Genomic DNA, 26,041 nt, shown 5'->3' on the forward strand with positions numbered 1-26,041 from the left:
CACCGCGTTGGCTACTCATTGGTAACACCAAGCCGGAACGAGAGCAAGGTCACAGTGCCACAAAACGGACCTACTGACCAACCGGACCGGTCAATCACGCAGCTCACGAGCGAGATCACGAGTCGTCGTCACGGGCAGCCTGCACGTGAAGCCGCGGCACACGTACGCCGCCGGAGAACCGTCCACCAGCCCCCGCCCCTCCAGCAGCGGCACCCCGGCACTCCCCGGCTCCCCGAGACTCACCACCGCGCCCGGCGCCACCGCCATCAGCGCCGTCCGGTGCAGCGCCCGCGTCAGCTCGTCCCCGCGCGGGCCCACCACCGCCACCTCCAGCGGCCCGGCCGCGAACGCCTCCGCCACCGCCAGCCCCCAGCCCGCGAACCGCGCGTGCTCGGCGGCCAGCAGACCCGCCGGCGCCAGCGCCCCCGCGGCCGCCTCCCGGTACCTGTCACCGCCGGTCAGCGCCGCGTACGACAGCAGCGCGCCCGCCGCCGCGAACTGCCCCGAGGGGGTCGCGTTGTCGGTCGGATCCTGCGGCCTCCGGAACAGCGCCTCGGCGTCGTCGGCGGTGTCGTAGAACCCGCCCGACCCGTCCGCGAACCGGTCGAGCACGGTGTCCAGCAGCTCGCCCGCCAGCCGCACGTACTCCGGCTCCCCCGTCACCCCGTGCAGGGCGATGAGGCCCTCCGCGACGTCCGCGTAGTCCTCCAGGACGCCCGCGTTGGAGCCCGCCGCGCCGTCCCGCGACGTCCGCACGAGCCGCCCGTCCCGCACGTGCAGCCGCGTGATCAGAGCGGCCACGTCCACCGCCGCCGTGACCAGATCCGGCCGTTCCAGCAGCGCCCCGCACTCGGCCAGCGCCGCCACGGCCAGCCCGTTCCAGGCGGCCACCACCTTGTCGTCCCGCGCCGGCGGCACCCGCCGCCCGCGCGCCTCCAGCAGCGCCGACCGCACCCGGTCGTACCGCTCCAGGTCCTCCGGATCCGTCAGCAGCCGCAGCACCGAGGAGCCGTGCTCGAACGTCCCGCCCGGCGTCACGCCGAACAGCTCCGCCGCGTACGCGCCGTCCTCCTCGCCGAGGACCTCCCCCAGTTGCTCCGGCGTCCAGACGTAGAACCTGCCCTCCACGCCCTCGCTGTCGGCGTCGAGCGCGGACGCCAGCCCGCCCTCCTCCGTGCGCAGATCGCGCAGCATCCAGTCGCACGTCTCCAGCGCGATCCGCCGCGCGAACGGATTCCCCGTCGCCCGCCACCAGTGCGCGTACACCCGCGCCAGCAGCGCGTTGTCGTACAGCATCTTCTCGAAGTGCGGCACGATCCACGCGTCGTCCACCGAGTAGCGCGCGAACCCGCCGCCGAGCTGGTCGTACATCCCGCCGCGCGCCATCGCCTCCAGCGTGTGCCCCGCCATCGCGAGCGACTCAGCGTCCCCCGTGCGCGCGTGGTGCCGCAGCAGGAACTCCAGCGCCATCGACGGCGGGAACTTGGGCGCGCCCCCGAAGCCGCCGCGCGCCGCGTCGTACGACCGCGCGAGCGCCCGCACGGCCCCGTCCAGCCGCTCCGTCCCCGGCGGCTCCGCCCCGCCCGCCGCGAGCGGCCCGCGCGCCGTGAGCGCCCTGACGACCTGCTGCCCCTGCTCGATCACGTCGGCACGCTGCTCGTTCCACGCCTTGTGGACGGCCTGCAGGAGCGCCTGGAACTGCGGCCGGGGAAAGTACGTCCCGCAGTAGAACGGATGCCCGTCCGGCGTCATCAGCACCGTCATGGGCCAGCCGCCCTGCCCGGTCATCGCCTGCGTGGCCTCCATGTAGACGGCGTCGACATCGGGCCGCTCCTCCCGGTCGACCTTCACGTTGACGAACAGCCCGTTCATCAGCCGCGCCGTCGCCTCGTCCTCGAAGGACTCGTGCGCCATGACATGGCACCAGTGAGGTCAGCGGAGCTACCAGTGGCAGGATGCGTACCCAACTGAGAGCAGTATGGGCACGTCCCGCCGCCTTGCCTCCGCCATCGCCTCCTCTCCCCATGGCCACCAATCGACCGGATTGGTGGAGTGCTGAAGGAGGTATGGCGATGTGGATTCCGCCAGCCGATTCACCCTCTCACCCTCTCACACGCCCGCCTGTCCTGATCGGCTGGACGTACCCGCCGAGCCTTCGATCATGGCGACTCTACGCATCTTGTCGGACGCCGAGCGTAATCTCAGAGTCCTCCCTCCCCCTCTGGAGAGCCATGAACCCCGTAGAACCGTGCCGCCCGCCCGAGCACTCGCCGATCGCTCAGTCCTCCTCCCTCTCACTGCTCGCGTACGCACGGATCAGCGACCTGACCGGCAAGCGCGGACGTCCTGCCGGGGTGATGGGCGTTGACGCCCAGCAGGCGCTCTGTGACGAGATCGCCCGCGGTCTGGGCGGCGCAGTGGCGGCCCGGTACACCGACAACGACCGGTCGGCGAGCCGCGACGATCAACGCCCGGATTTCGAGGCGATGCTCGTCGCCCTTCATCGCGGGCACACTTCCGCCGGCCGACCGGTCGACGGAGTCGTCACGGCGGACGACGACCGGATCTACAAGACCCCTGCCCAGTGGCAGCGGTTCCTCACGGCCTTCCGGGCGCGTCCCGGTCGGCTCTTCGCCGACGAGCGCGGCGCGTACGACCTCTACGACGACGCGGCCGAAGAGGCGGGATGGCTCAACACCACGATCACGATGGGCGAGAACCGCAGGCGGCGGGACCGGACCCGCAGATGGCACGCGGCTCAGGCGAGACGGGGCGCCCCGCACACCGGCGGCCGCGCCTTCGGCTACCGGCCCGTTCCCGGGAGGCGGGGCGAGATCGAGGTCGTGCCCGAGGAGGCCGCCGTCATCCGGACGGCGGTAGCGGCCTGCTTGGAAGGCCAGTCCTGGGGAGCGATCACGACGATCTTCCAGCGCTCGGGCCTCCCCACGGCCGGCGGCGGACCATGGCGCACCCAGACCGTGAAGCAGATCATTTCGAGCCCGCGCCTCGCGGGCCTGCGCGTCCTGGGCGGTGAGGTCGTCACGGCGCCGGACGGCACCATGGTCGTCGCGCGGTGGGAGCCAATCATCGAGGTGTCCGACTGGAAGGCCTTAAGGCTGCGCCGTGCTCCTCGCGATCGGCTCCCCGGCGGAAGGTCCGGAAATCCTCGTCCCACACCCCGCAAGTACCTGCTGTCCGGCTTTCTGCGGTGCGGAAGGCAGCACGACGATCGCTTCTGCAATGCAGTCATGGCGGCCTGCGCGACCAAGCAGGGCGCGTCCGCCTACCGCTACGCCTGCCGCTCCAAGAGCGATGGAGGCTGCGGCGGAACGGCCGTGAGCGGTGAGTGGATGGATCAGAAGATCGGCGCGCTCGTCCTGGCCACGCTCGCGCTCCACGGCGACGACCGGCACGCTCGGTGGGAACCATGCACGTGGGAACGTCAAGCGGAGTTCGACGCCCTGTTGGCGAGAAGGGACGGGCTCGAAGCGAGGTGGCACGGCGGTGAGTTGGGCGACGACTTCTTCTTCCGCAACTCGGCCGCGCTAGAAGGGCTCATCGACGGGCTCGGCGCCGAGCGCCGCGCGTGGCATACGCGGCAAGAGGCGCTGACCGACAGCGCTGAGACTCGGCAGCGGCGCTGGTCGCTGCGGCCGGACGGCGGCGGCTACGACCTCCTCCAAAGGAGATCACTCGTCGCGCTCGTTCTCACGAACGTACTGGTCTTTCCGGCTGGCAAGGGCACCCGAAGGCGAGGTGACGACTCCTACATGCCAGTGCTCAAGATGCCTCTCGACATGCCGTGAGCGCCTCTCTGGCGCGGCCGCCATCGGGGCGGAGGGTCACTCCTGGAGGGAGGAGACGGCGGTTTCGATGGTGCGGTGGAACGTCGGGTAGGCGTAGATCATGTCGCGGAGGACGGCGGTGGGGACCTCGGCGTGGACGGCCACCGCCAGGGCGCCGAGGACCTCGCCGCCGTACGGGCCGGCGGCGGTGGCGCCGATCAGGACGCCCTGGCCGGCGTGCTCGACGAGCTTGATGAAGCCCTCGTTCCCGGCCTTGTGGATCCAGCCGCGGGCCGACTCCTCGATGGGGGCGAATCCCGTGCGGACCGGGAGGTTCTGGTCGCGGGCCTGGGCCTCGGTGAGGCCCACGGCACCGATCTCGGGATCGGTGAAGGTGACCCGCGGGACGGCGCGGTAGGCGGCCGGAGAGCCCTGCTCGCCGAGGATGTCGCGGACGGCGATCGCGCTCTGGTACATCGACATGTGGGTGAACTGGCCCTTGCCGGTCACGTCGCCGATCGCCCAGACGCCGTCGGCGGCGCGCATCGTGCCGTCCACCGGGATGGTCTTGGCGCTCTCGTCGAGTCCGGCGGCGCCGACGCCGAGGCCCGCGAGGTCGCTGTGGCGGCCGGTCGCGACGAGGAGCCGCTCGGCGGCCAGCTCCTCGCCGCCGTCGAGTTCCAGGGTGAACGTGCCGCCCGCGTGGCGGACGCCCGTCACCCGCGCGCCGGTCCGTACGGTGACGCCCTCGTTCCGGAGCACCTTGGCGATCAGCTCGGACGACTCGGGCTCCTCGGCGGCCAGCAGGCGGCCGGCCATCTCGACGATCGTGACCTCGCTGCCGAAGCGCGCGAACGCCTGCGACATCTCGACACCGACCACGCCGCCGCCGAGGACGAGGAGGGACGCGGGCGCGCGCTCGGCGCGGACGGCCTCGCGGTTGGTCCAGTACGGGGTCCCGGCCAGGCCGTCGACCGGCGGCTCGGACGGCTCGGTGCCGATGTTGATCAGGATCCCTCGGCGGGCGCGGAACGTGCGGCCGCCCCCGCTCTGCGGCGAAGCCGTTCGGGGGGACTGGGGGTCCGCCCCCAGAGGCGACACGGTGACCTCGCGGGGGCCGGTGAGGCGGCCGCGGCCGCGGACCAGCGTGACGCCCTTGCCGGTGAGGCGGTCGGCGGCGGCCTTGTCGTTCCAGTCGTCGGTGGCCTCGTCCCGGATCCGGGCGGCCACCGGCGACCAGTCGGGACGGACCGTGGAGTCCCCCGCCATCCCCGGGATCCGGCGGCCCTCGGCCAGCAGGTCCGCGGCGCGCAGCATCATCTTGGTCGGGACGCACGCGTAGTACGGGCACTCGCCGCCGACCAGGCGGGCCTCCACGCCGACCACCGCCAGCCCGGCCTCCGCGAGGCGCCCGGCGGCGTCCTCTCCTCCCGGGCCCAGCCCGATGACGACGACATCGACTTCCTCAGCCATGTCCCCTGTCCTGCCCAAGGCGCGGCGGCTATACCGCGCGGCGGCGGGGCAGCCCGATCCGGTCGAGGTCGCGGGCCAGGACGATCTCGCCCTTGAACGGGACCGCCGCCTGCTTGAGGAAGGCCGGCTCGTCCTCGGCCCGGTAGCGCTCGGAGAAGTGGGTGAGGACGAGCAGCCGCACGCCGGCGGCCGCCGCGATCCCGCCCGCCTCCCCGGCCGTGAGGTGCCCGCGGTCGTGCGCCAGGCCGGCGTCCTCGTCGAGGTAGGTCGACTCGATGATCAGCATGTCGGCGTCCCGGGCCAGCTCGTACGCGGCGTCGCACACGCCGGTGTCCATGACGAACGCGACCTTCTGGCCGGGCCGCCGGACGCTGCACTCGCCGAGCGTGACCGTCCGCCCGTCCGGCGCGGTGACCTCGCCCTCCTCCTGGAGCCTCCGGACGAGCGGGCCGCGGACGCCGCGGGCGGCCAGCTCGGCGGGGACCATCGTGACGCCGTCGGGCTCCTCCAGCCGGTAGCCGTACGCCTCGACGGGGTGGGCGAGCCGGCGGGCGGTCAGGGTGAACGGGGCGGTCCCGCCGTCCACCCGCGCCGCCGCGCCGGACACCGGCCGCTCGGTGATCACGTCGGTGTCGTGGAACGCGGTCGCGTGCCGCAGCCGCCGCCAGTACTCCGTCCCGGACGCCGGGAACACGGCCGTGACCTCGTGCTCGACGCCGTCACGGGCGATGCGCTGCACCATGCCGGGCACGCCGAGGCAGTGGTCGCCGTGGAAGTGGGTGACGCACAGCCAGTGGACGTCGGCGGCGGCGACGCCGGCGAAGGCCATCTGCCGCTGGGTGCCCTCGCCGGGGTCGAACAGCAGGCCCAGGCCGTCCCAGCGCAGCAGGTACCCGTTGTGGTTGCGGGTCTTGGTGGGGACGGCGCTCGACGAGCCGAGCACGAGCAGTTCGCGGACCGACATCCCACCATGGTGCCGGTGAACTCCGGAATAAGCGCCTGATTATGCTGGCGGCGTTCGGCGTACCGCCCCCGAGGAGGCCCCGTGGCAGGCAGCAGGCGTGAGCAGATCAGGATGACGGACGCGGAGGTCGCCGCCTACCTCGCGGAGTCCTCCAAGGTCCAGGTCGCGACCCTCGGCAAGGACGGCGCGCCGCATCTGGTCACGATGTTCTACGCGCTGCTGGACGGGAAGATCGCGTTCTCCACGTACCGGACCTCGCAGAAGGTCGTGAACCTGCGCCGCGACCCCACGATGACGTGCCTGGTCGAGGACGGCACGGAGTACAGCGAGCTACGCGGAGTGTCCCTCTACGGCAAGGGCCGCATCGTCGACGACCCGGAGGTGCGCCTCCAGGTCGGCGCGGTGGTCGGGGCCCGCCTGGCCGGGCTGCCGGTGCCCGAGATGGGCGCCCCCCTGGACCCCGCCTTCAAGGAGGGGCTGGAACGCTCGCTCGCCAAGCGGGTCATCATCGTGATGGAGCCCGACCGGGTCGTCAGCTGGGACCACCGCAAGGCGTGACGGCCGGCCGTCCTCCGGGTCAGCCGTCCTTGGGGTCGGAAGGCGCGGCCTTGGCCTCGGCCTTCTCGCCGGCTCCGGCCTTCCCCGCCTTGGCGGCCTGCTCGCGCTCCCACGCCTCCTGCTTGATGTCGGCCTCGCGCGGCGCCTGGATCTTCCTCATCTGCTTGTTCATCGAGCGGATGAGGAAGTACGTCGCGACGGCCAGCGCGATGAAGACCCCGAACCCCAGGAAGCCCGGGGTGACCGTGTCGTCGTTGAGCGGAATATCGAGGGCGAGCACTACGAACACACCTTCTCCCGGACGCCGGCGAACAGGTCGTCCTCCGGCAGCTCCGTGTCGACCAGGGACCTGGCCAAATGGTAGTCCTCGGTCGGCCATGCCTCGCGCTGGACGTCCAGCGGGCACACGAACCAGAACCCGTTGGGGTCGATCTGGGTGGCGTGCGCCAGCAGCGCCCGGTCGCGGGTCTCGAAGTACTCGCCGCACGGCACGCGGGTGGTGACCGCCCACGGCTGCTGCGCGCCCTCGTCGTCGAACCGCTTGATCCAGTCCTTGTACGGGGACTCGGCGCCGGTCTTCTCCATGGCCGTGTGCAGCGCCAGCATGCGGTCCTTGGTGAAGGTCATGTGGTAGTAGAGCTTCAGCGGCTGCCAGGGCTCGCCGGTGCCCGGGTAGCGGTCCGGGTCGCCGGCCGCCTCGAACGCCTCCACCGACACCTCGTGCGTCTTGACGTGGTCGGGGTGCGGGTAGCCGCCCTTCTCGTCGTACGTCAGCATCACGTGCGGGCGGAACTCGCGGACGGCGCGGACGAGCGGCTCGGAGGCGACCTCCAGCGGCTGGAGCGCGAAACAGCCCTCGGGCAGCGGCGGGAGCGGGTCCCCCTCGGGGAAGCCGGAGTCGACGAAGCCCAGCCAGCGCTGCTCGACGCCGAGGATCTCGCGGGCCCGCGCCATCTCGGCCTCGCGGACCTTGCCGATGTCGGCCTTGACCTCCGGGCGGTCCATCGCCGGGTTGAGGATGCTGCCGCGCTCGCCGCCGGTGCAGGTGACCACGAGGACCTCGACGCCCTCGGACACGTAGCGCGCCATGGTGGCCGCGCCCTTGCTCGACTCGTCGTCCGGGTGGGCGTGCACGGCCATCAGGCGCAGCGGGCTCGGGTGATCGGTGGGCTCGGACACCTGGGGAACTCCCTCTCAGCAACCAGTACGTACCGTGTAGGGGGGACCCCGGTGCGGAGCACGCCTCCCGACGGAAGAGAATTGTCCCTGACAACGTCCGCGTCCCGCACGGAGATTCCCGCCATGTCCACGAGCGTCACACCAGGTACGGCAGCGCAGGCCGACTGGCCCCGGAACGTCTCCGGCGGCGGCACCGGCGGTGGCGGTGGTGCGGAGGACGGCGGCACCGGCGGTTCCGGGGGGGACGGCCCGGCCCGCGAGGCCGGGAAGCTGGGCTACCTCCTGATCGGGCTGCTGGTCGCGGTCGCCGCGGGCGGCTGGGCGATCATCATGGGGCATGCCAACAACACCCCCGGCATCGCCGCCCAGACGATCACCTACAAGGTGCTGAACGACTCGTCGGTGCAGGTCCGGTACGCGGTCGCCAAGGCCGAGGCCGATGTGGTCCGCTGCACGGTGGACGCGTTCGACACCGATTTCGCGATCGTCGCCACGTCCACCGTGACCGTTCCGGCCGGGACCGAGAACCTCTCCCGTACCGACACCCTCCAGACGACCCGGCGGGCCACCGGAGCCCGCGTCAAGGACTGCCACAAGGTGTGAATCGCCAGGTGGAAGCCCGACCGCTTTTGGCGGGTTGCGTGCGCCGCGTTCAGGGAACCTTTACCCGCACACACCGGATAGGCTAGAGGTTTCACCAGGCCGCGCTTCATGTCGATGTGTCGCATGTCCCGCCGGGACCTGCGAGATCGCAACATGTGGATGAGGAGTACCCGTGACCGAGACCCGCGCTGACAACGTCACCTGGCTCACCCAGGAGGCGTACGACCGGCTCAAGGCTGAGCTGGACCACCTGTCGGGCCCGGGCCGCATCGAGATCGCTCAGAAGATCGAGGCGGCGCGGGAGGAGGGCGACCTGCGCGAGAACGGCGGCTACCACGCGGCCAAGGAGGAGCAGGGCAAGATCGAGGGGCGCATCCTCCAGCTGCAGGGCATCCTGGAGAACGCGCGCGTCGGTGAGGCCCCGCGCACCGAGGGGGTCGTCGGCCCCGGCATGACCGTCACGATCTCCTTCGAGGGCGACGACGAGGAGGTGACGTTCCTGCTCGCCTCGCGCGAGGAGAGCGGCGCCCCGATCGACGTCTACTCCCCCAACTCCCCGCTCGGCGCGGCGATCAACGGCAAGAAGGTCGGCGACAAGGCCACCTACTCCCTGCCCAACGGCCGCAGCATGACGGTAGAGATCCTCGACGCCACACCGTATGGGTCTGCGTAGCCCTTGGCGTCAGGCCTTGACGGCCTTCCTTCGGCGGGCTTCGCGGCGATCGCCGCATCGCTCCGTCTCGCCTTGACGGCTCGCTGCGCGATCGGATCCTCGCTCGCGCTCGAATCCGCCTTCGGACGCGATCGCAACGCTAGAGCCCAGTGACCACCTCAGCAGGCCGGCTGAGGTGGTCACATTTGTTCAGCGATGCTCCGCGCGGGCGGCCGCGGTGACCAAGGGGAGGGTGCGCTGGGGGATCTGGGTGGCCAGGGAGATCACCGAGGACGCGCGCTCCACGCCGCGGACGTCGACGATCATGTCGATGACGCGTTGCAGGTCCTGGTTGCTGCGGGCCACCACGCGCAGGAGCATGTCGCCGGCGCCGGTGATCGTGTGCGCCTCGATCACCTCCGGGACGGCGGCGAGGCGTTCGGCGACCGGGTCGTGGCCGCCGGGCTGCCTGATCTGGAGGGTGACGAACGCGGTGACCGTGTAGCCGAGCGCGGCGGGGTCGATCTCCGGGCCGAAGCCGCGGACGACGCCCTGCCTGGCCAGCCGGTCCAGCCGGGCCTGCACGGTGCCGCGGGCGACGCCGAGCCGGCGGGACGCCTCCAGCACGCCGATCCGGGGCTCGGCGGCGAACAGCGCGATCACCCGCCCGTCCAGCTCGTCGATCATCGCCCGCTCCCTTCCGTGGTCATCCTGTACAGAGCGACCGTCGCTTCCTAGCAGGGACTGTACAGATTGCCCAGCAATCTGAGTGACTCTTGCGCACCTTGTCGTGGATTTCAGAGATTACGTGCATGGATGAATTCCCGGTCAAGGGCATGGACGCCATCGTCTTCGCCGTCGGCAACGCCAAGCAGGCGGCGCACTACTACTCCACCGCGTTCGGGATGCGGCGGGTGGCCTACCGCGGGCCCGAGAACGGCAGCCCGGACGAGGCCGCGCACGTCCTGGAGTCGGGCGGGGCGCGGTTCGTGTTCCGCGGCCCGGTACGGGCGGGCACCGACCTCGGGCGGCACGTCGCCGAGCACGGGGACGGGGTCGTCGACCTGGCCATCGAGGTTCCCGACGCCGAGGCCGCGTACCGGCACGCGCTGGCCAAGGGCGCCACGGGCGTCGCGGAGCCGCAGGTCCTGGAGGACGACCACGGCAAGGTCGTCGTGGCCTCCATCGCCACGTACGGCGAGACCCGGCACACCTTCGTCGACCGCTCCAACTACGCCGGCCCGTACCTGCCCGGGTACGTGGCGGCCGGCCCGATCGTGGAGCCGCCGGAGAAGCGCTACTTCCAGGCGGTCGACCACTGCGTCGGCAACGTCGAGCGGATGGACGAGTGGGCGGGCTTCTACCACCGGGTCATGGGCTTCACCGACATGGCCGAGTTCGTCGGCGACGACATCGCCACCGAGTACTCGGCGCTGATGTCCAAGGTCGTCGCCGACGGCACCCGCAAGGTCAAGTTCCCGCTGAACGAGCCCGCCGAGAGCCGCAAGAAGTCCCAGATCGACGAGTACCTGGAGTTCTACGGCGGCCCCGGCGTGCAGCACGTCGCGCTCGCGACCAACGACATCCTGTCCTCGGTCGACCGGATGCGGGCCGCCGGCGTGGAGTTCCTGGAGACGCCGGACTCGTACTACGAGGACCCCGAGCTGCGCGAGCGGATCGGCAAGGTGCGCGTCCCGGTCGAGGAGCTGCAGAAGCGCCGGATCCTGGTGGACCGCGACGAGGACGGCTACCTGCTGCAGATCTTCACCAAGCCCGTCCAGGACCGGCCGACGGTGTTCTTCGAGCTGATCGAGCGGCACGGCTCGCTGGGCTTCGGCAAGGGCAACTTCAAGGCCCTGTTCGAGGCGATCGAGCGCGAGCAGGAGCGCCGCGGCAACCTCTGACCGCCCTCGGGCGCGAGCCCTGGGTTTCTGGGGCCGCCCCAGAGCGGGTTCATCCGAGTTGCCCAGCCTGCCCGCCGCCGGGCAGGCTGGGCGGGTGCATACGGCCGGAAGTACGCCCAGTCTCCCCAGCGCCCCCCGCCGCGGCGGCCCGAGCCTCGCCCGCAGGGGCGCCGCCGGGCTGTCCGCCCTCGCCGTCGCGGGCACGCTGACGGCCTGCCAGGTCACCCTGCCCGGCGACGCCGGCCCGTCCGCGGAGCCCCCGTCCCAGGGCGGCCCGCCCGGGAAGGCGAGCCTGGGCGACCCGTACGTGCCGGGCAACGGCAACGGCGGGTACGACGTCCAGCACTACTCGCTGAAGCTGTCCATCACGCCCGGCGGCGGCCGGGAGGTGGACGGCACCGCCACGCTCACCGCGACCGCGACCGAGCGGCTGGCGGGCTTCAACCTTGACCTGACCGGGCTCGAGGTCGCGAACGTCACGGTGGACGGGCGGCCGGCGCAGCACCGCCGCGAGGACGACGAGCTGATCGTCAACCCGGCGAAGCCGCTGGCCAAGGGCGCCAGATTCACGGTGGCGGTGCGGTACGGGGGCACGCCGCGGCCCGTCCAGGACCCGGTCCTCGGCCGGTACGGCTGGATCCGCACCCCCGACGGCGTGTTCGTGGCCTGCCAGCCCAGCGGCGCGCACACCTGGTTCCCCAGCAACGACCACCCGAGCGACAAGGCCACGTTCGACTTCCAGATCACGGTCCCGCAGGGCCTGACGGCGATCGCGAACGGCGAGCCGGACGGCGCGGTCCCCGGGACGGGCGGCGGCTCCGGCGGCACCGTCCCGCCGGACGGCGGCGTGCCGCCGACCACGGCCCCCGAGACCGACCCGACCGGCCCGGCCATCGTGCCCGCCGCGAACGGCGCGAAGGCGGCCCGCACGACGTCCACCTGGAAGGTCAGGGAGCCGATGTCGACCTACCTGGCGTCGGTGTCGGTCGGCCGGTTCCAGGTGAAGACCGGCAGGACGCCCGGCGGCATCACCAACATCACCGCGGTGGACCCGACGGTCGGCGGCCTGTCGCTGGACGCGTTCCACGCCAAGAACGCCGAGATCACCGACCACTTCGTCGGGCTCTTCGGGCCGTACCCGTTCGGTTCCACCGGCGGCACCGTCGACAACGCCGCGGTCAACTTCGCGCTGGAGACCCAGACCCGCCCGGTGTACGGGGCGTTCGGCGCGGACGAGTCGATCGTGGCGCACGAGCTGGCGCACCAGTGGTTCGGCGACAGCGTCGGGGTGACCCGCTGGCAGGACATCTGGCTGAACGAGGGCTTCGCCACCTACTCCGAGTGGATCTGGAACGAGAAGTCCGGGCAGCAGACCGTCAAGGACCAGTTCGACGAGGCGTACCGCGACGGCGGCAGCCGCGAGCTGTGGGACGTGCCGCCCGGCAACCCGGGGCGGGCCAACATGTTCGGCCGCACCGTGTACGACCGGGGCGCGATGACGCTGCACGCGCTGCGCACCAGGGTCGGCGACGCGAGGTTCTTCGAGATCCTCAAGACGTGGGCGCGCGAGCACCGGCACGGCAGCGCGACGACGCAGCAGTTCATCGACACGTCCGAGCGGGTGTCGGGGCAGCAGCTGGACGACTTCTTCAAGGCGTGGCTGTACGAGCGGGGCCGGCCCCGCATGTAGGTGAAGGACCGGCCAGGGTTCGGCAAAGCCCCGGCCGGTCGCCGCGGCGCGCGGCCGCGGAACCTCCAGGGTGTGCCGGGTGAACCGGCCTTACCTGATCCCGGCCGCGGCGCTGGCCGCGGCAGCCGTGACCGCCGCCGCCCTGCCCGCCGGCGGCTCCCCGTGGCCGCCGCCCGGCGGCAAGACCGTGCCCGCCGGCGGGTTCGCGCCCGGCGCGGCGGGCGCGGGCGACCCGTACTTCCCGCAGGCCGGCAACGGCGGCTACGACGTCACCCACTACGACGTGAAGCTGGCGTACGAGCCGCGCGGCCGCAAGATCTCGGGCACCACCCGGATCAGCGCGACCGCGACGCAGAACCTCTCCCGGTTCGACCTCGACTTCGTCGGCAACCGGGTCCGGAAGGTCGTCGTGGACGGGGTGGAGGCGTCGTGGCGGCGCAGCGGCCAGGAGCTGGTCGTCACCCCGGCCGCCGGGCTGCCGAGCGGCACTCGGTTCACCGTGGCCGTCACCTACGACGGGGCGCCGGCCAACGGCCGGAACACCGATCTCGGCAAGACCGGCTGGATCCGCACCCGCGACGGAGCGGTCACGCTGTCCCAGCCGCAGGGCACGGCCACCTGGTTCCCGGTGAACGACCACCCCAGCGACAAGGCCACGCACGCGTACACGATCACCGTGCCCAGGAACCTCACCGTGGTCGCGAACGGGGAGCCGACCGGGGAGCTGCGTCCGGCCGACCGCGGCGCCACCCGCACGTACCGGTGGCGGTCGCGGCATCCGATGGCGAGCTACCTGGCGATGGTGGCGATCGGGAAGTTCCGCGTGCTGGACGGCGCGTCCCCGAAGGGCGTCCGGACGATCACCGCGGTGGACTCCTCACTCAAGCAGAACCGGCGCTGGCTGCAGCGGCGGACCGGCACGGTCACCGACTGGGGGACCCGGATGTTCGGGCCGTACCCGTTCGGCTCCACGGGCGGGATCGTCGACGACGTGACGGTCGGGTACGCGCTGGAGACGCAGACGCGGCCGGTCTACCCGGGGCAGGCGGACACGGCGCTGCTCGTCCACGAGCTGGCGCACCAGTGGTTCGGCGACAGCGTGACGCCCGAGCGCTGGAAGGACATCTGGCTGAGCGAGGGCTTCGCGACGTACGCGGAATGGCTCTACACCGAGCAGCACCGCGGTGCGACGGCCAAGGAGATGTTCGAGAAGGCGTACAAGCAGCCGGGGAGCTCCAAGCTCTGGAAGCGGCACACGGGCGCGCCCGGACGCAAGGGGATGTTCGACTACTTCGCCATCTACACGCGCGGCGCGATGACGCTGCACGCGCTGCGCACGGCGGTGGGCGACCCCGCGTTCTTCAGGATCATCAAGTCCTGGGCGACGGAGAACGCGCACGGCCACGCCACGACCGAGGAGTTCGTCCGGCATTCCGAGCGGCTGTCGGGGCGGAGGCTGCGGCCGCTGTTCAAGGAGTGGCTCTTCACGTCCGGCAAGCCGGGCCGGCCGAAGAAGGTGGCGCCAACCGTCCAGAACCGGCCCTGACCGGCCCTGACCGGCCTCGACCGGCCACGGCACTGGCGGAATCGCAACCGAATCGCGCTTGAAAAGGCGGTACGGCGGCTGAAACTTTGGGGCGAATGTTATGTCACCCCAAGGACGAGGTCGATGAGCAGAACTTTCCCGGCTATGGCCGCCGTGGCGCTGACCGCCACCGCGGGTCTCCTGGCTTCGGCGCTGCCCGCGGGGGCGGCCCCCACCCGCTTCACCCCGGGCGCCCCGGGGGTGGGTGACCCGTACTTCCCCGACATGGGCAACGGCGGATACGACGTCGCCCACTACGACATCGGGCTGAAGTACGACCCGGCCACCAAGGGCGTCCAGGCCGTGACCAGCATCAAGGCGCGCGCCACGCAGAACCTGTCGCGCTTCAACCTGGACTTCCTGGGCCCGCTGAAGATCTCGGCGCTGCGCGTGAACGGCGCCAAGGCCGCCTACAAGCGGACCGGCGCCCAGGAGCTGGAGATCACCCCGCCCAAGGGCCTGCGCGCCAACGGCACGTTCACCGTCACGGTGGCCTACTCCGGCGTGCCGCAGACCATCAACGACCCGGCGCTGGGCACCTCCGGCTGGATCCCGACCGCCGACGGCGCGGTCATGCTCAACCAGCCGTTCGGCGCGGCCACCGTCTACCCGGTGAACGACCACCCGACCGACAAGGCCACGTACACCATCACGCTGACGGCGCCCAAGGACCTGACCACGCTCGCGAACGGCGACTTCGCCGGCAAGGCCACCCGGGGCGGCTGGACCGTCTCGCACTGGCGGATGAAGCAGCCGATGGCCAGCGAGCTGAGCATGCTCGCGATCGGCAGGTACGACGTGATCAGCGGGAGGACGAAGGACGGCGTCCCGAACATCACGGCGACCGACCAGGGCCTCGGCATCTCCGCCGCGAACGCGCAGAAGTTCCACCAGCAGACCGAGGACATCCAGGCGTTCCTCCAGGGCAACTTCGGCCGCTACCCGTTCGGCTCCACCGGCGGCATCGTCGCCAAGGCGGGCGTCGGGTACGCGCTGGAGACCCAGGGCCGCCCGATGTACGACCTCGCGCACCGGCCGGGCTCCATCCCGAGCCCGGGCCTGATCGCGCACGAGCTGGCCCACCAGTGGTACGGCGACAGCGTCACGCCGGAGCGCTGGGCCGACATCTGGCTGAACGAGGGCTTCGCCACGTACTCCGAGTGGATGCTGGCCGAGAAGCAGGACGGCAAGTCCGTCCAGGAGAGCTTCGACGAGGTCTACGCCACCCCGGCCGACGCCGGCCTGTGGAAGCCGAAGACCGCCGACCCGGGCCGGGACAACATCTTCCACAGCACCGTGTACGACCGCGGCGCGATGACGCTGCACGTCCTCCGCAAGGAGATCGGCGAGAAGGACTTCGCCCGGCTCATCAAGCAGTGGCCGGCCGTGAACCGCGACGGCAACGTGTCGACGCGGGACTTCATCCGGTTCGCGGAGAAGCTGTCCGGCGAGCAGCTGGACGACCTCTTCCAGAAGTGGGTCTACACCTCCGGCAAGCCCTCGCTGTGAGCGCTCAGCTCATCGTGATGGTGTAGCCCTTGTCACGCAGGCGGCCGAGCACTTCCTCGCTGTGCTCGGCCCCTCGCGTCTCCAGGTGCATCAGCACCTCGGCCTCCTCGACGTGCAGGCGGGCGGCGACCCGCTCGTGCATCACGTCCAGGACGTTGACGCCCAGCCCGGCCAGCTCGCTGAGCAGCGTGACCAGCGCGCCGGGACGGTCGTTGAGCCGGCAGCGCACGACCAGGTAGCGGCCCGCGCCGGCGAGGCCGTGCCGGAGGACCTTCGCGAGCAGCACCGGATCGATGTTGCCGCCCGACAGGACCGCCACGACGGGCGTGCGGACCGCGTACGAGTGCTCCAGCAGCGCCGCCACGCCGGCCGCGCCGGCCGGCTCGACCACCTGCTTGCCGCGTTCGAGGAGCAGCAGCAGCGCCTGCGAGATCGACTCCTCGGTGACGGTGACGACGCTCTGGAGATGCTCCCTGATGAGGTCGTACGTGAGGTCTCCCGGCCGACCGACGGCGATGCCGTCCGCCATCGTCGGCGCCAGCCGTACTCGAACGGGACGCCCGCTGGCGAGCGACGGCGGAAACGCGGCCGCGTTCTTGGCCTGCGCGCCAACGACCGGAACACCCCCGCCTGCGCGGGGACCACTCGCGACCGCCACCGCGATGCCGGCCGCGAGGCCGCCGCCGCCCACCGGGACGACGATAGTACGAGCCTCAGGGCATTGCTCCAGGATCTCCGATCCCAAGGTGCCCTGCCCCGCCACGACGTCCGGGTGGTCGAACGGGTGGATCAGGACGGCGCCCTCCGTGTCGGCGTACTCCTGCGCCGCGACGAGGCAGTCGTCGACGTTCGGGCCGGGGAACACGACCTCGGCGCCGTACGCGCGGGTCGCCGCGACCTTGGGCAGCGGCGCGCCCTCCGGCATGAACACGGTGGCCTTGCAGCCGAGCATGGACGCCGCCAGCGCGACCCCCTGCGCGTGGTTGCCGGCGCTGGCGGCGACGACGCCGCGGGCCCGTTCGGCGTCACTGAGCCGCGCGATCCGCACGTACGCGCCGCGGATCTTGAACGAGCCGGTGCGCTGGAGGTTCTCGCACTTGAGGTACACCGGGCCGCCGATCGCCTCCGACAGCACCCGGGAGTGCATCAGCGGAGTCGGGACGGCCACCTCGCGCAACAGCTCGCGGGCGGCCCGGATGTCGTCGGCGTTGACGCTGGCCATGCCCCCGATCTTTTCACTGCTTTCTTCCTGGGGACGACCCCAGACCCCGTCACGGCCACATCCTCACTCCGCTGGCGCTCCGTTCCGGGTGCGCCGATTCCAGTACCGCCCGCCCTCGTGGATCAGGGCGGCGGCGCCGACGAGGCCGGCGGTCTGGCCGAGCGCCGCCGGAACGACCCGGACGCGCCGCGCGAAGTCCATCCGCGCGTGCGCCCGCAGCGCCTCCTCCAGGGGGACGAACAGCAGCGGGCCCGCCTGCGACACGCCGCCGCCGATCGCGACGACCTCCAGGTCGCACAGGTGCGTCGCGGACGCGATCGCGATGCCGAGGGCGCGGCCGGCGCGGCGCATCGCGGCGGCCGCGACCGGGTGGCCCTCCCGCGCGTCCGCGGCGAGGTCGGCGCCCGTGGGGTCGGCCTGGTCGTGCCGCCAGCCCTGCCCGCGCGCCCAGGCCGCCAGCCCGGGGCCGCGCGCGATCGCCTCCAGGCAGCCGCGGCCGCCGCAGCCGCACGGCGGCCCCTCCGGGTCGACGACGACATGGCCGATGTGGCCGGCGTTGCCGCCGGCGCCGTCGATCAGCCGGCCGCCGAGGATCAGCCCGCCGCCGACACCGGTCGACACGACCATGCCGAGCACGTTGCCGCGGCCGCGGGCGGCGCCCCGCCAGTGCTCGGCGACGGCGACGCAGACGGCGTCGTTGTGGACGCGCACGGGCATCCCGGGGTACCGCGCGCGCAGCCGTTCGCGGAGCGGGAAGCCGCGCCAGGACGGGATGTTGATGGGCGAGACCTCGGCGGCGGGCCAGGTCATCGGGCCGCCGCAGCCGACGCCCACCCCGGCGGCGCCCTCGGCCGGGATGCGGTCCAGGAGTGCTTCGAGGGCGTTCCAGAGGATCTCGGGGTCGTCGCCCGCGGGGGTCGGGGCGCGGTCGTACGCGACGATCTCCCCGTCCGGGCCGACGGTGCCCGCGGCGAGCTTGGTGCCGCCGATGTCGATCGCCAGCACCGGGGCGGGGCCGGTCACGGGGCGCCGTCCTCCGCGCCGCCGGTGCCCGCCTCGTCCGCCTCGCCTGCTTCGCCTGATTCGTCCGCTTCGCCTTCTTCGGGGCCGAAGGCGAGGATGGCGGCGGTGAAGCCGTGCACGTGGTTGCGGCCCGCGACCGGGCCGATCTCGCCCGCCGCGAAGAACCCGCCGACGCCCGCCGGGCCGAACGCGCCGTTCACCACCCGCGCGTCATGGTCGGAGTCGTCGAACATCGCCCGGCCGCGCCCGTTGCACGAGAACAGCAGCGCCCCCTCGACCGGCGCCAGGTCGAACCGCTCCAGCAGCGCGGTCAGGTCCGCCTCGGCCGCTCCGGCGTCCCGCACCTGGAACCGGACCGTGCGGCCCACCTCGACCACGTCGCCGATCACCAGCGCGCCGGTGTCGGCGTCGGCGTCCACCACGCCGCGCACCAGGAAGTCGCCGCGCTCGTGCTCGTCGGCGTACTCGTCCATCGCCACGCCGATCAGGAGCCCCTGGCCGGCCAGGTCCTGCTCCTCCTCCGTGAGCCCGAGCACGATGTGCTCCAGCTTCTCCAGCGCGGGGGTGCCGGCCAGCTCGTACAGGACGTTGTCCTCGGCCCGCGTCACCACCATGTCCGGGCCGACCGGGCGGGCGCCCTGGCTGACGACGGTGGTCGCGGCGACGCTGCCGCCCAGCACGACGCCGACCGCGCCGTCCTCGAACATCTCGCCGTCCGCGAACAGCCGGACCGAGCCCTGGCCGGGCCCGCCCGCCATCCCGCCGACCAGCGGCAGCCCCGGCATCGCCTCGCCCGACCGCTCCACGAACGCGTCGACCGGGAACGTGTACGGGTCGGCCAGCAGCACGCCCACCACGTCGTCCGGCCACCCCTCCGGCATGCCGACGACGATCAGCCGGTCCTCGGCCTTGAGCGTCTCCAGCCGGAACGCCTCCACCCGGGCGCCCGGCAGCACCGCCGCCCAGGCGCTGACGGCGCTGGCCTCCTCGATCCCGTGACCGCCGCCGATCACGCCGTCGGCGCTGCACCCCAGCACCACGGCGCCGCCGGCGGCCGCCATCGCCGCCCGCCCCGCCTCCTCGACGGCGGCCGGGTCCTCGGCGGAGACGAAGACGCACACAAGGTCGGGCGGCGCGGTCAGCGGCGCGAGGGCCTTCTCCACCGCGGTGCGGGCGGCGGCGCCCAGATCGGGTCCCAGAGCCAGTCCGTCTCCGAACCGCGTCATCGGCGGCGCCTCCCTCGTACGGTTCGCGGGATCGTTCACGGCCCTATCCTTCCCCCTCCGGTCTCCCGGGCCCAAACAGCGCGCCCGCCGGACCGCCCGAGGAATCCCGCCGCGAGGGTGCGATTCTCCGGAACGGCGACGTAATGTCGTTCGCGTGCGTCCAACCGAACCTCGTGAGAGCACACTGGGCGGGCTGCGCACCAGTGGCCACGTCCAGCGCTCGGTCAAGGCCGAGATCCGCCACAACCTGCTCACCCGGCTGAGATCCGGCGAGCCCCGATTCCCCGGCATCGTCGGGTTCGAGGACACGGTCCTCCCCCATCTGGAGCGCGCCCTGCTCGCGGGGCACGACCTGGTGCTGCTCGGCGAGCGCGGGCAGGGCAAGACCCGCCTGATCCGCACCCTGGCGGGCCTGCTGGACGAGTGGACCCCGGTGGTCGCGGGCTGCGAGATCAACGACCATCCGTACGGCCCGGTCTGCGTGCGCTGCCGCCGGCTGGCCGAGGAGGCGGGCGACGACCTGCCGGTGGCCTGGCTGCACCGCGACGACCGGTACGGCGAGAAGCTCGCCACCCCCGACACCAGCGTCGGCGACCTCATCGGCGACGTCGACCCGATCAAGGTGGCCGAGGGCCGCACGCTGGGCGACCCCGAGACCGTCCACTTCGGGCTGGTGCCGCGCACCAACCGCGGGATCTTCTCCATCAACGAGCTGCCCGACCTGGCCGAGCGGATCCAGGTGGCGCTGCTGAACGTGCTGGAGGAGCGCGACGTCCAGGTCCGCGGGTACGCGCTGCGGCTGCCGCTGGACCTGCTGCTCGTCGCGAGCGCCAACCCGGAGGACTACACCAACCGCGGCCGGATCATCACGCCGCTGAAGGACCGCTTCGGCGCCGAGATCCGGACCCACTACCCGCTCGAACTGGACACCGAGCTGGCCCTGATCCGCCAGGAGGCCGAGCTCGCCGACCTGGGCGGCGTGCCCGCCGAGGTGCCCGACCATCTGATCGAGATCATCGCCCGGTTCACCCGGCTGGTGCGCGACTCGACGGCGGTCGACACCCGTTCCGGCGTGTCGGCGCGGTTCGCGCTGGCGGGCGCGGAGACGGTCGCGGCCGGGGCGGTGCGGCGGGCCGCGCTGGCCGGCGAGGAGCGCGCGGTGGCGCGGGTCTGCGACCTGCCCGCCGTGGTGCCGTCGCTGATGGGCAAGGTCGAGTTCGAGGTCAGCGAGGAGGGCCGCGAGCAGGAGGTGCTGGAGCACCTGCTGCGCCGCGCCACCGCCGAGACGTACCGCCGCACGCTGGGCGCGGCCGACCTGAACGGGCTGCTGGAGAAGTTCGACTCCGGCGACATGGTCGAGTCGGGCGAGCTGGTGCCCGCCGCCGAGCTGCTGCGCCGGATCGGCCCGGTGCCCGGCCTGGCCAAGATCATGGAACGGCTGGACCTGAGCGGGGACTCCCCCGGGCAGGCCGCCGCGGCGCTGGAGTTCGCGCTGGAGGGCCTGTTCCTGAGCCGCCGCCTGTCCAAGGACGTGTCCCCTGGGAAGGGCGACGGCACCGCCACGTACCGCACCTGATCCATCGTTTCGCTGTTGGGAGTCCGATGAGCCGCTACCGGTACGGCGCCTACGAGGACGGGCCCGACCCGCTCGCCCCGCCCTACGACGTCCGGCACGCCCTGGACGCGATGGGCGACTCCGTCCTTGAGGGCACCCGTCCGGACGAGGCCCTGCGCGAGCTGCTGCGCCGCGGCCTGCCCGGCGCGGACGGCCGCCGCGGGCTCGACGACCTGCTCCGGCAGGTCCGCGAGCGGCGCCGCGAGCTGCGCGACCGGGGCCGCCTGGACGGCACGCTGGAGCAGGCGCGCGCGCTGCTCGACACCGCGATCGGGCAGGAGCGGGCCGAGCTGTTCCCCGACCCGTCCGACGACGCCCGGCTGCGCGAGGCGGAGCTGGACACGCTGCCGCAGGACACCTCGCAGGCCATCCGGCGGCTGTCGGACTACCAGTGGCGGTCGGACGCGGCGCGCGAGACGTTCGAGCGGCTGAAGGACCTGCTGCGGCGCGACGTCCTGGACGCCCAGTTCCAGGGCATCAAGCAGGCGCTGGAGGGCCAGGACCCGGAGACGATGGCGCGGGTCAAGGACATGATGGCCGCGCTCAACCAGATGCTGGAGAAGGACGCGCGCGGCGAGCACACCCAGGAGGACTTCGACCGGTTCATGGAGGAGTACGGGGAGTTCTTCCCCGACCGTCCGCGGAACCTGGAGGAGCTGGTCGACTCCCTCGCCCGCCGCGCCGCCGCGATGGACCGGCTGATGGCCTCGCTCAGCCCCGAGCAGCAGGCCGAGCTGGCCGGGCTGATGGAGCAGGCCATGCAGGACGCCGGGCTGGCGATGGAGATGTCGCGGCTGAACGACGCGCTCCGCGCCCGCCGTCCCGACCTCGGCTGGGGCACCCCGGAGCGGATGTCCGGCGACCGGCCCCTCGGCATGGGCGACGCGACCACGGCGCTGGCCGAGCTCGCCGACCTGGCCGAGCTGGAGGCGGCGCTCGCGCAGGACTACCCCGGCGCCCGCCTCGACGACATCGACGAGGAGGCCGTACGGAGGGCGCTCGGCCGCCGCGCCGTCGACGACCTCGACGCGCTGCGCCGCATCGAGCAGGAGCTGGAGCGGCAGGGCTACCTCCAGCGGAAGAAGGGCGCGCTGGAGCTGACGCCCAAGGCCGTCCGCCGCCTCGGCGACACCGCGCTGCGGCGGGTGTTCTCCCAGCTCACGGCCGGCCGGCAGGGCGACCACGACCAGCGCGACGCCGGCCAGGCGGGCGAGCTGACCGGGGCGAGCCGGGAGTGGCGGTTCGGCGACGAGCAGCCGCTCGACGTGGTCCGCACCGTGAGCAACGCCATCCGCCGCAACGTCATGGAGGCGCCCGCGGCGGGCCTCACCGTCGCGGCCGAGCCGTCCCCGCCGGTGAACGGCACCCGCCCGCGCGCGGTACGGCTGAGCGTGGACGACTTCGAGGTCCACGAGACCGAGCGGCGCAGCGCCGCCGCCGTCTGCCTGCTCGTCGACCTGTCGTACTCGATGGTGCTGCGCGGCACCTGGGGCGCCGCCAAGCAGACGACGCTCGCGCTGCACTCGCTGGTGACCAGCAAGTTCCCGCAGGACGCGATCCAGATCATCGGGTTCTCGAACTACGCGCGCACGCTGCACCCGACCGAGATGGCCGGGCTCGACTGGGACATGGTCCAGGGCACGAACCTGCACCACGCGCTGATGATCGCCGGCCGCCATCTGGACCGGCACCCGGACTTCGAGCCGATCGTCCTGGTCGTCACCGACGGCGAGCCCACCGCGCACCTCCAGCCGAACGGCCGCTCGCTGTTCGACTACCCGCCGTCCCCCGACACGCTCGTGCTGACGCTGGCGGAGGTCGACAAGATGACCCGGCGCGGCGCCTGCATGAACTTCTTCATGCTGGCCGAGGACCGGCGGCTGGTGTCGTTCGTGGAGGAGGTCGCCCGCCGCAACGGCGGCCGGGTCTTCGCGCCCGACGCCGAGCGGCTGGGCCAGTACGTGGTCAGCGACTACCTGAGGGTGCGGCGCGGCCGCCGCTGAGCCCGCGGAGGCGGCCGCTAGGGTCGCGGTATGTCGACTTCCGATCGTCTGCTGCTCCTCCTGCACATCGGTTTCGCGATCTTCACGCTGGGACCGCTGACCGCCGCCACGATGGCCACCCCGCGCTACATCCGCGCCCGGAACGTGACGGTCGTGCGCTACCTCAACCGCGCCACCCGCGTCTACGGGCTGGCGACGCTGGGCGTGCTGCTGTTCGGCCTGTTCCTGGCCAGGGACCGGTTCGACGAGGTCTGGCTGTCGGCGTCGATGACGCTGTTCATCGTGTCGCTGGTGCTGCTGTTCATCGTGGAGAACGACCAGCGCAAGTCCGCCCACCTGATGGAGACCGCCGCCGCCGGGGAGTCGGCCGCGGCAGGGACCGGCGACGGCGACGGCGAGGAGAAGCCGGCCGCCGCCGCGCGCACGGACGACGTGGCCCAGGTCCAGCGCGGCCGCATCGCCGCCATCTCGGGCGTCGTCGCGCTCCTGTGGCTGGTGATCCTCGTCCTGATGGTCTGGAACGGCTGACCCGCCCCGGCGGCCTCGCCTACATGGCCTACCTGGCCTACTTGGCCTACCCGGCCTACTTGGTCCGGGCCTTCAGCCAGTTGCGGATGGCCGGGTAGACGGTCGCGTCCTCCAGCAGCTCGGAGGCGTGGCCGTCGCCGGGGACCACCTTGACGGTGGCGCCCACGCCGCCGCCGCGCAGGGCGGAGGCCAGGGCCGTGCTGTGGGTGGACGGGACCAGCTCGTCGGCGGCGTGCATGAGGAGCACGGGGGCGTCGCCGGAGCCGGCGTGGGTGGTGGCGTTGGAGTCGTCGACCCGCTGCCAGCACTCGGGGTCGGCCTCGTTCGGCACGCAACCGACCAGCTTGACGACCGCGCGGCGCAGGTAGCGCTGGCCGCCGGTGGCGTCGGCCTTGAGGCCGTCCTGGTACGCCAGGTACGGGGTGTTGACGGGCGACAGCGCGAGGACGCCGCGCACCCGCTGGGCGCCCTGGCCGTACGTGCCGAGCTGGCTCGCGAGCAGGCCGCCGGCCGAGGAGCCGAACGCCACGATCCGGTCGGGGTCGATGTTCCAGCGGGCGGCGTTGCGCTTGACGAAGTCGAGGGCCGCCACGGCGTCGTCGCGCTGGGCGGGCCAGGCGGCCTGGTGCGCCAGCCGGTAGTTGGCGGAGAAGACCGTGTAGCCCTCGTTGGTGAGGCGCCGCGCGAAGTACTTCCAGGACGACTTGTCGCCGCTGACCCAGGAGCCGCCGTGGAACAGCAGGACGGCCGGGCCGGGAGGGGTGCGCCGCGCCTGCTGCTCCTGGGCGCCCTCCTGGCCCTCGGTGCCGGTTCCCGTGCCCGTACCGGTTCCCGTGCCGGTGCCGGGGCGCCAGTACGCGTCGAGGCGCTGGCGGGGGTGGCGGCCGTAGGCGTAGGTGGACGCCTTGGGCGGCTTGGGCGTGACCATGACCGCGCTGGAGGACGCGACCGCGTCGGCGCCGCCGGACGGCTGCCGCCCCCCGGCCGCGGGGGGCGCGGACGGGGTCTGCGAGCCGGGGGCGCCGGACTCCGAGGGGGAACCGGTGGGCGAGCCGGGTGTCAGTGAGGGAGCGGACGACGCGGGGTCCGGCGGGGTGGCCTGCGCGCCCCCGGGAACGGCCACAGCAGCGATACACGTCGCGGCGAACGCCGCCCCGCACACCAGTACTTTGCGCACTCCGGTGCCCTTTCTCGGCGGAACCTGGCGCGCACATCATAGAGCCTTGATCAGTTTCCTACCGGAATGCCGCCCGAAATCCCCCTTAAAGATCACCCCGTACAGCGCCGGATCACCCAGCTCACCTCGGCGAACGCGTCCGCCGGGCAATCAAGATCACACGATGGCGGCCGCCCCCAGCGCCCGCTCCAGGTCGCGCAGCAGGTCGTCGGCGTCCTCGATGCCGACCGACAGCCGGACCAGGTCGGCCGGGACCTCCAGCGGCGAGCCGGCGGCCGAGGCGTGCGTCATCCGGCCCGGGTGCTCGATCAGCGACTCCACGCCGCCCAGCGACTCGCCCAGGGTGAACAGCTTGGTGCTCTCGCAGACCCGTACCGCGGCCTCCTCCGACCCCATCCGGAACGACACCATCCCGCCGAACCCCTTCATCTGCTTGGCGGCGGTCTCGTGCCCCGGGTGCGCGGGCAGCCCCGGGTAGAGCACCTCGCGCACCGCCTCGTGGCGGGTGAGCAGCTTCACCACGGCGGCGGCGTTCGAGCAGTGCCGGTCCATCCGGACCCCGAGGGTCTTGATCCCGCGGAGCGTCAGCCATGCGTCGAACGGCCCGGCGACCGCGCCCATGGAGTTCTGGTGGAACGCCAGCCGCTCCCCCAGCTCGGCCGACGAGGTGATCAGCGCGCCGCCGACCACGTCGGAGTGGCCGCCGATGTACTTGGTGGTGGAGTGCACGACCACGTCGGCGCCCAGCGCCAGCGGGCGCTGGAGGTACGGCGAGGCGAACGTGTTGTCGACCACCAGCAGTGCGCCCGCGTCCCGCGCGACGCCCGCCAGCGCGGCGATGTCGGCCACGCCCAGCAGCGGGTTCGTCGGCGTCTCCACCCAAATGATCTTCGTCTCGGGGCGGACCGCGGCCCGGACGGCGGCCACGTCACCCAGCGGCGCCGGGTCGAACGCCAGCCCCCAGGGCTCGGCCACCTTCGCGAACAGCCGGTACGTGCCGCCGTACGCGTCCCCCGGGATGATCACGTGGTCGCCGGGCCGGCACAGCGCGCGCAGCAGCGTGTCCTCGGCGGCGAGCCCGGACGCGAACGCGAGCCCGCGCACGCCCCCCTCGATCTCGGCGAGGCATACCTCCAGCGCGGTACGCGTCGGGTTGGCCGAACGGGAGTACTCGTAGCCGCCGCGCAGCCCCCCGATGCCGTCCTGCTTGTATGTGGAGACCTGGTAGATCGGCGGGACGACCGCGCCCGTCGCCGGGTCGGGCTCCTGCCCCGCGTGGATCGCCAGGGTGTCGAATCCGTGGTGAACGTCCTTGTCCATGAGGACGAGGCTACCCACCGTCCGC

The 26,041-nt window shown here is 72.5% G+C and carries 21 protein-coding genes and 1 pseudogene; 11 read left to right on the plus strand and 11 right to left on the minus strand.

The features are described 5' to 3' along the window. Positions 1 to 90: 90 nt before the first annotated feature. Positions 91 to 2,097, minus strand: a pseudogene (locus ACA361_RS02695) (thioredoxin domain-containing protein). A gap of 134 nt (positions 2,098 to 2,231) precedes the next feature. On the opposite strand from ACA361_RS02695, the gene ACA361_RS02700 reads away from it, so the two are divergent. Next, on the plus strand, positions 2,232 to 3,806 hold the full coding sequence (locus ACA361_RS02700) for a recombinase family protein (protein WP_375010149.1): 1,575 nt from the start codon (positions 2,232 to 2,234) through the stop codon (positions 3,804 to 3,806). A 36-nt stretch (positions 3,807 to 3,842) separates the two neighbouring features. Here the strand turns inward: ACA361_RS02700 and ACA361_RS02705 are convergent, their stop codons facing one another. Further along, positions 3,843 to 5,258, minus strand: coding sequence for a dihydrolipoyl dehydrogenase family protein (locus ACA361_RS02705; protein WP_375010150.1), 1,416 nt, complete (start codon positions 5,256 to 5,258; stop codon positions 3,843 to 3,845). A 28-nt stretch (positions 5,259 to 5,286) separates the two neighbouring features. Next, positions 5,287 to 6,222 (minus strand): ribonuclease Z, encoded by a 936-nt coding sequence (locus ACA361_RS02710; RefSeq protein WP_375010151.1) that lies wholly within the window; start codon positions 6,220 to 6,222, stop codon positions 5,287 to 5,289. A gap of 81 nt (positions 6,223 to 6,303) precedes the next feature. Between ACA361_RS02710 and ACA361_RS02715 the strand changes: the two genes are divergently transcribed. Next, positions 6,304 to 6,780 carry a pyridoxamine 5'-phosphate oxidase family protein gene (locus ACA361_RS02715; protein ID WP_375010152.1) on the plus strand — a complete coding sequence of 159 codons (477 nt, stop codon included), beginning with the start codon at positions 6,304 to 6,306 and terminating at the stop codon, positions 6,778 to 6,780. Between the two features lie 19 nt (positions 6,781 to 6,799). On the opposite strand, the gene ACA361_RS02720 is transcribed toward ACA361_RS02715, so the two are convergent. Together ACA361_RS02720 and mca are read right to left on the minus strand one after the other, a co-directional pair. Next, positions 6,800 to 7,069, minus strand: a complete 270-nt coding sequence (locus ACA361_RS02720) for a hypothetical protein (RefSeq protein ID WP_375010153.1) — start codon at positions 7,067 to 7,069, stop codon at positions 6,800 to 6,802. Continuing rightward, positions 7,060 to 7,920, minus strand: a complete 861-nt coding sequence (gene mca, locus ACA361_RS02725) for a mycothiol conjugate amidase Mca (protein WP_375010883.1) — start codon at positions 7,918 to 7,920, stop codon at positions 7,060 to 7,062. The genes ACA361_RS02720 and mca overlap by 10 nt, the downstream gene beginning before the upstream one ends. Before the next feature lie 162 nt (positions 7,921 to 8,082). Between mca and ACA361_RS02730 the strand changes: the two genes are divergently transcribed. Together ACA361_RS02730 and greA are read left to right on the plus strand one after the other, a co-directional pair. Then, entirely contained in the window at positions 8,083 to 8,562 is a 480-nt protein-coding gene (locus ACA361_RS02730; RefSeq protein ID WP_375010154.1) for a DUF4307 domain-containing protein, read from the plus strand. Positions 8,563 to 8,734: 172 nt separating this feature from the next. Continuing rightward, a complete protein-coding gene (gene greA / locus ACA361_RS02735; protein WP_375010155.1) occupies positions 8,735 to 9,235 on the plus strand; it encodes a transcription elongation factor GreA in 501 nt (166 codons plus the stop codon). Between the two features lie 189 nt (positions 9,236 to 9,424). Here the strand turns inward: greA and ACA361_RS02740 are convergent, their stop codons facing one another. Further along, positions 9,425 to 9,901, minus strand: a complete 477-nt coding sequence (locus ACA361_RS02740) for an Lrp/AsnC family transcriptional regulator (protein WP_375010156.1) — start codon at positions 9,899 to 9,901, stop codon at positions 9,425 to 9,427. 125 nt (positions 9,902 to 10,026) lie between these two features. On the opposite strand from ACA361_RS02740, the gene hppD reads away from it, so the two are divergent. The 4 genes from hppD (at position 10,027) to ACA361_RS02760 (ending at position 15,902) form a co-directional block, all read left to right on the plus strand. Then, complete coding sequence (gene hppD / locus ACA361_RS02745; RefSeq protein WP_375010157.1) at positions 10,027 to 11,118, plus strand: 4-hydroxyphenylpyruvate dioxygenase; 1,092 nt, start codon at positions 10,027 to 10,029, stop codon at positions 11,116 to 11,118. 94 nt (positions 11,119 to 11,212) lie between these two features. Further along, the gene (locus ACA361_RS02750) at positions 11,213 to 12,808 is read left to right on the plus strand and encodes a M1 family metallopeptidase (protein WP_375010158.1); all 1,596 of its coding nucleotides are present in this window, start codon (positions 11,213 to 11,215) and stop codon (positions 12,806 to 12,808) included. A 79-nt stretch (positions 12,809 to 12,887) separates the two neighbouring features. Beyond that, positions 12,888 to 14,354: a M1 family metallopeptidase gene (locus ACA361_RS02755; protein ID WP_375010159.1), complete on the plus strand. Its 1,467-nt coding sequence runs from the start codon at positions 12,888 to 12,890 to the stop codon at positions 14,352 to 14,354. A 123-nt stretch (positions 14,355 to 14,477) separates the two neighbouring features. Further along, entirely contained in the window at positions 14,478 to 15,902 is a 1,425-nt protein-coding gene (locus tag ACA361_RS02760; protein ID WP_375010160.1) for a M1 family metallopeptidase, read from the plus strand. Positions 15,903 to 15,906: 4 nt separating this feature from the next. Here ACA361_RS02760 and ilvA read toward each other — a convergent pair whose 3' ends face one another. The 3 genes from ilvA to ACA361_RS02775 form a co-directional block, all read right to left on the minus strand. Further along, positions 15,907 to 17,124, minus strand: coding sequence for a threonine ammonia-lyase (gene ilvA / locus ACA361_RS02765; protein WP_375010161.1), 1,218 nt, complete (start codon positions 17,122 to 17,124; stop codon positions 15,907 to 15,909). Positions 17,125 to 17,187: 63 nt separating this feature from the next. Continuing rightward, positions 17,188 to 18,147 (minus strand): ROK family protein, encoded by a 960-nt coding sequence (locus ACA361_RS02770; protein ID WP_375010162.1) that lies wholly within the window; start codon positions 18,145 to 18,147, stop codon positions 17,188 to 17,190. Next, complete coding sequence (locus ACA361_RS02775) at positions 18,144 to 19,373, minus strand: FIST N-terminal domain-containing protein (protein ID WP_375010163.1); 1,230 nt, start codon at positions 19,371 to 19,373, stop codon at positions 18,144 to 18,146. Before ACA361_RS02775 ends, ACA361_RS02770 begins: the two co-directional genes overlap by 4 nt. Positions 19,374 to 19,527: 154 nt before the next feature. Here ACA361_RS02775 and ACA361_RS02780 point away from each other — a divergent pair, with 154 nt between their 5' ends. From ACA361_RS02780 to ACA361_RS02790, 3 genes are read left to right on the plus strand one after another with little or no spacing between them, the layout of a single operon-like run. Further along, the gene (locus tag ACA361_RS02780) at positions 19,528 to 20,949 is read left to right on the plus strand and encodes a magnesium chelatase (RefSeq protein WP_375010164.1); all 1,422 of its coding nucleotides are present in this window, start codon (positions 19,528 to 19,530) and stop codon (positions 20,947 to 20,949) included. A gap of 26 nt (positions 20,950 to 20,975) precedes the next feature. Next, entirely contained in the window at positions 20,976 to 22,991 is a 2,016-nt protein-coding gene (locus ACA361_RS02785; RefSeq protein WP_375010165.1) for a hypothetical protein, read from the plus strand. A gap of 30 nt (positions 22,992 to 23,021) precedes the next feature. Beyond that, a complete protein-coding gene (locus ACA361_RS02790; RefSeq protein ID WP_375010166.1) occupies positions 23,022 to 23,519 on the plus strand; it encodes a hypothetical protein in 498 nt (165 codons plus the stop codon). A gap of 55 nt (positions 23,520 to 23,574) precedes the next feature. Here ACA361_RS02790 and ACA361_RS02795 read toward each other — a convergent pair whose 3' ends face one another. Further along, the gene (locus tag ACA361_RS02795) at positions 23,575 to 24,642 is read right to left on the minus strand and encodes an alpha/beta hydrolase fold domain-containing protein (RefSeq protein ID WP_375010167.1); all 1,068 of its coding nucleotides are present in this window, start codon (positions 24,640 to 24,642) and stop codon (positions 23,575 to 23,577) included. A 210-nt stretch (positions 24,643 to 24,852) separates the two neighbouring features. Continuing rightward, the gene (locus ACA361_RS02800; RefSeq protein ID WP_375010168.1) at positions 24,853 to 26,016 is read right to left on the minus strand and encodes a cystathionine gamma-synthase; all 1,164 of its coding nucleotides are present in this window, start codon (positions 26,014 to 26,016) and stop codon (positions 24,853 to 24,855) included. Positions 26,017 to 26,041: the final 25 nt, after the last annotated feature.

The sequence above is a fragment of the Actinomadura sp. 21ATH genome (genome assembly GCF_041951345.1).
Lineage (GTDB): Bacteria > Actinomycetota > Actinomycetes > Streptosporangiales > Streptosporangiaceae > Spirillospora.

Bases quoted from the DNA above. Each gene is read 5' to 3' on its own strand.
- ACA361_RS02800 (WP_375010168.1), bottom strand. From the start codon at position 26,016: ATGGACAAGGACGTTCACCACGGATTCGACACCCTGGCGATCCACGCG.
- ACA361_RS02705 (WP_375010150.1), bottom strand. From the start codon at position 5,258: ATGGCTGAGGAAGTCGATGTCGTCGTCATCGGGCTGGGCCCGGGAGGA.
- ACA361_RS02790 (WP_375010166.1), top strand. From the start codon at position 23,022: ATGTCGACTTCCGATCGTCTGCTGCTCCTCCTGCACATCGGTTTCGCG.
- ACA361_RS02700 (WP_375010149.1), top strand. From the start codon at position 2,232: ATGAACCCCGTAGAACCGTGCCGCCCGCCCGAGCACTCGCCGATCGCT.
- hppD (WP_375010157.1), top strand. From the start codon at position 10,027: ATGGATGAATTCCCGGTCAAGGGCATGGACGCCATCGTCTTCGCCGTC.
- ACA361_RS02740 (WP_375010156.1), bottom strand. From the start codon at position 9,901: ATGATCGACGAGCTGGACGGGCGGGTGATCGCGCTGTTCGCCGCCGAG.
- ACA361_RS02775 (WP_375010163.1), bottom strand. From the start codon at position 19,373: ATGACGCGGTTCGGAGACGGACTGGCTCTGGGACCCGATCTGGGCGCC.
- ilvA (WP_375010161.1), bottom strand. From the start codon at position 17,124: ATGGCCAGCGTCAACGCCGACGACATCCGGGCCGCCCGCGAGCTGTTG.
- ACA361_RS02730 (WP_375010154.1), top strand. From the start codon at position 8,083: ATGTCCACGAGCGTCACACCAGGTACGGCAGCGCAGGCCGACTGGCCC.
- ACA361_RS02760 (WP_375010160.1), top strand. From the start codon at position 14,478: ATGAGCAGAACTTTCCCGGCTATGGCCGCCGTGGCGCTGACCGCCACC.
- mca (WP_375010883.1), bottom strand. From the start codon at position 7,920: ATGGCCGTGCACGCCCACCCGGACGACGAGTCGAGCAAGGGCGCGGCC.
- ACA361_RS02785 (WP_375010165.1), top strand. From the start codon at position 20,976: ATGAGCCGCTACCGGTACGGCGCCTACGAGGACGGGCCCGACCCGCTC.
- ACA361_RS02710 (WP_375010151.1), bottom strand. From the start codon at position 6,222: ATGTCGGTCCGCGAACTGCTCGTGCTCGGCTCGTCGAGCGCCGTCCCC.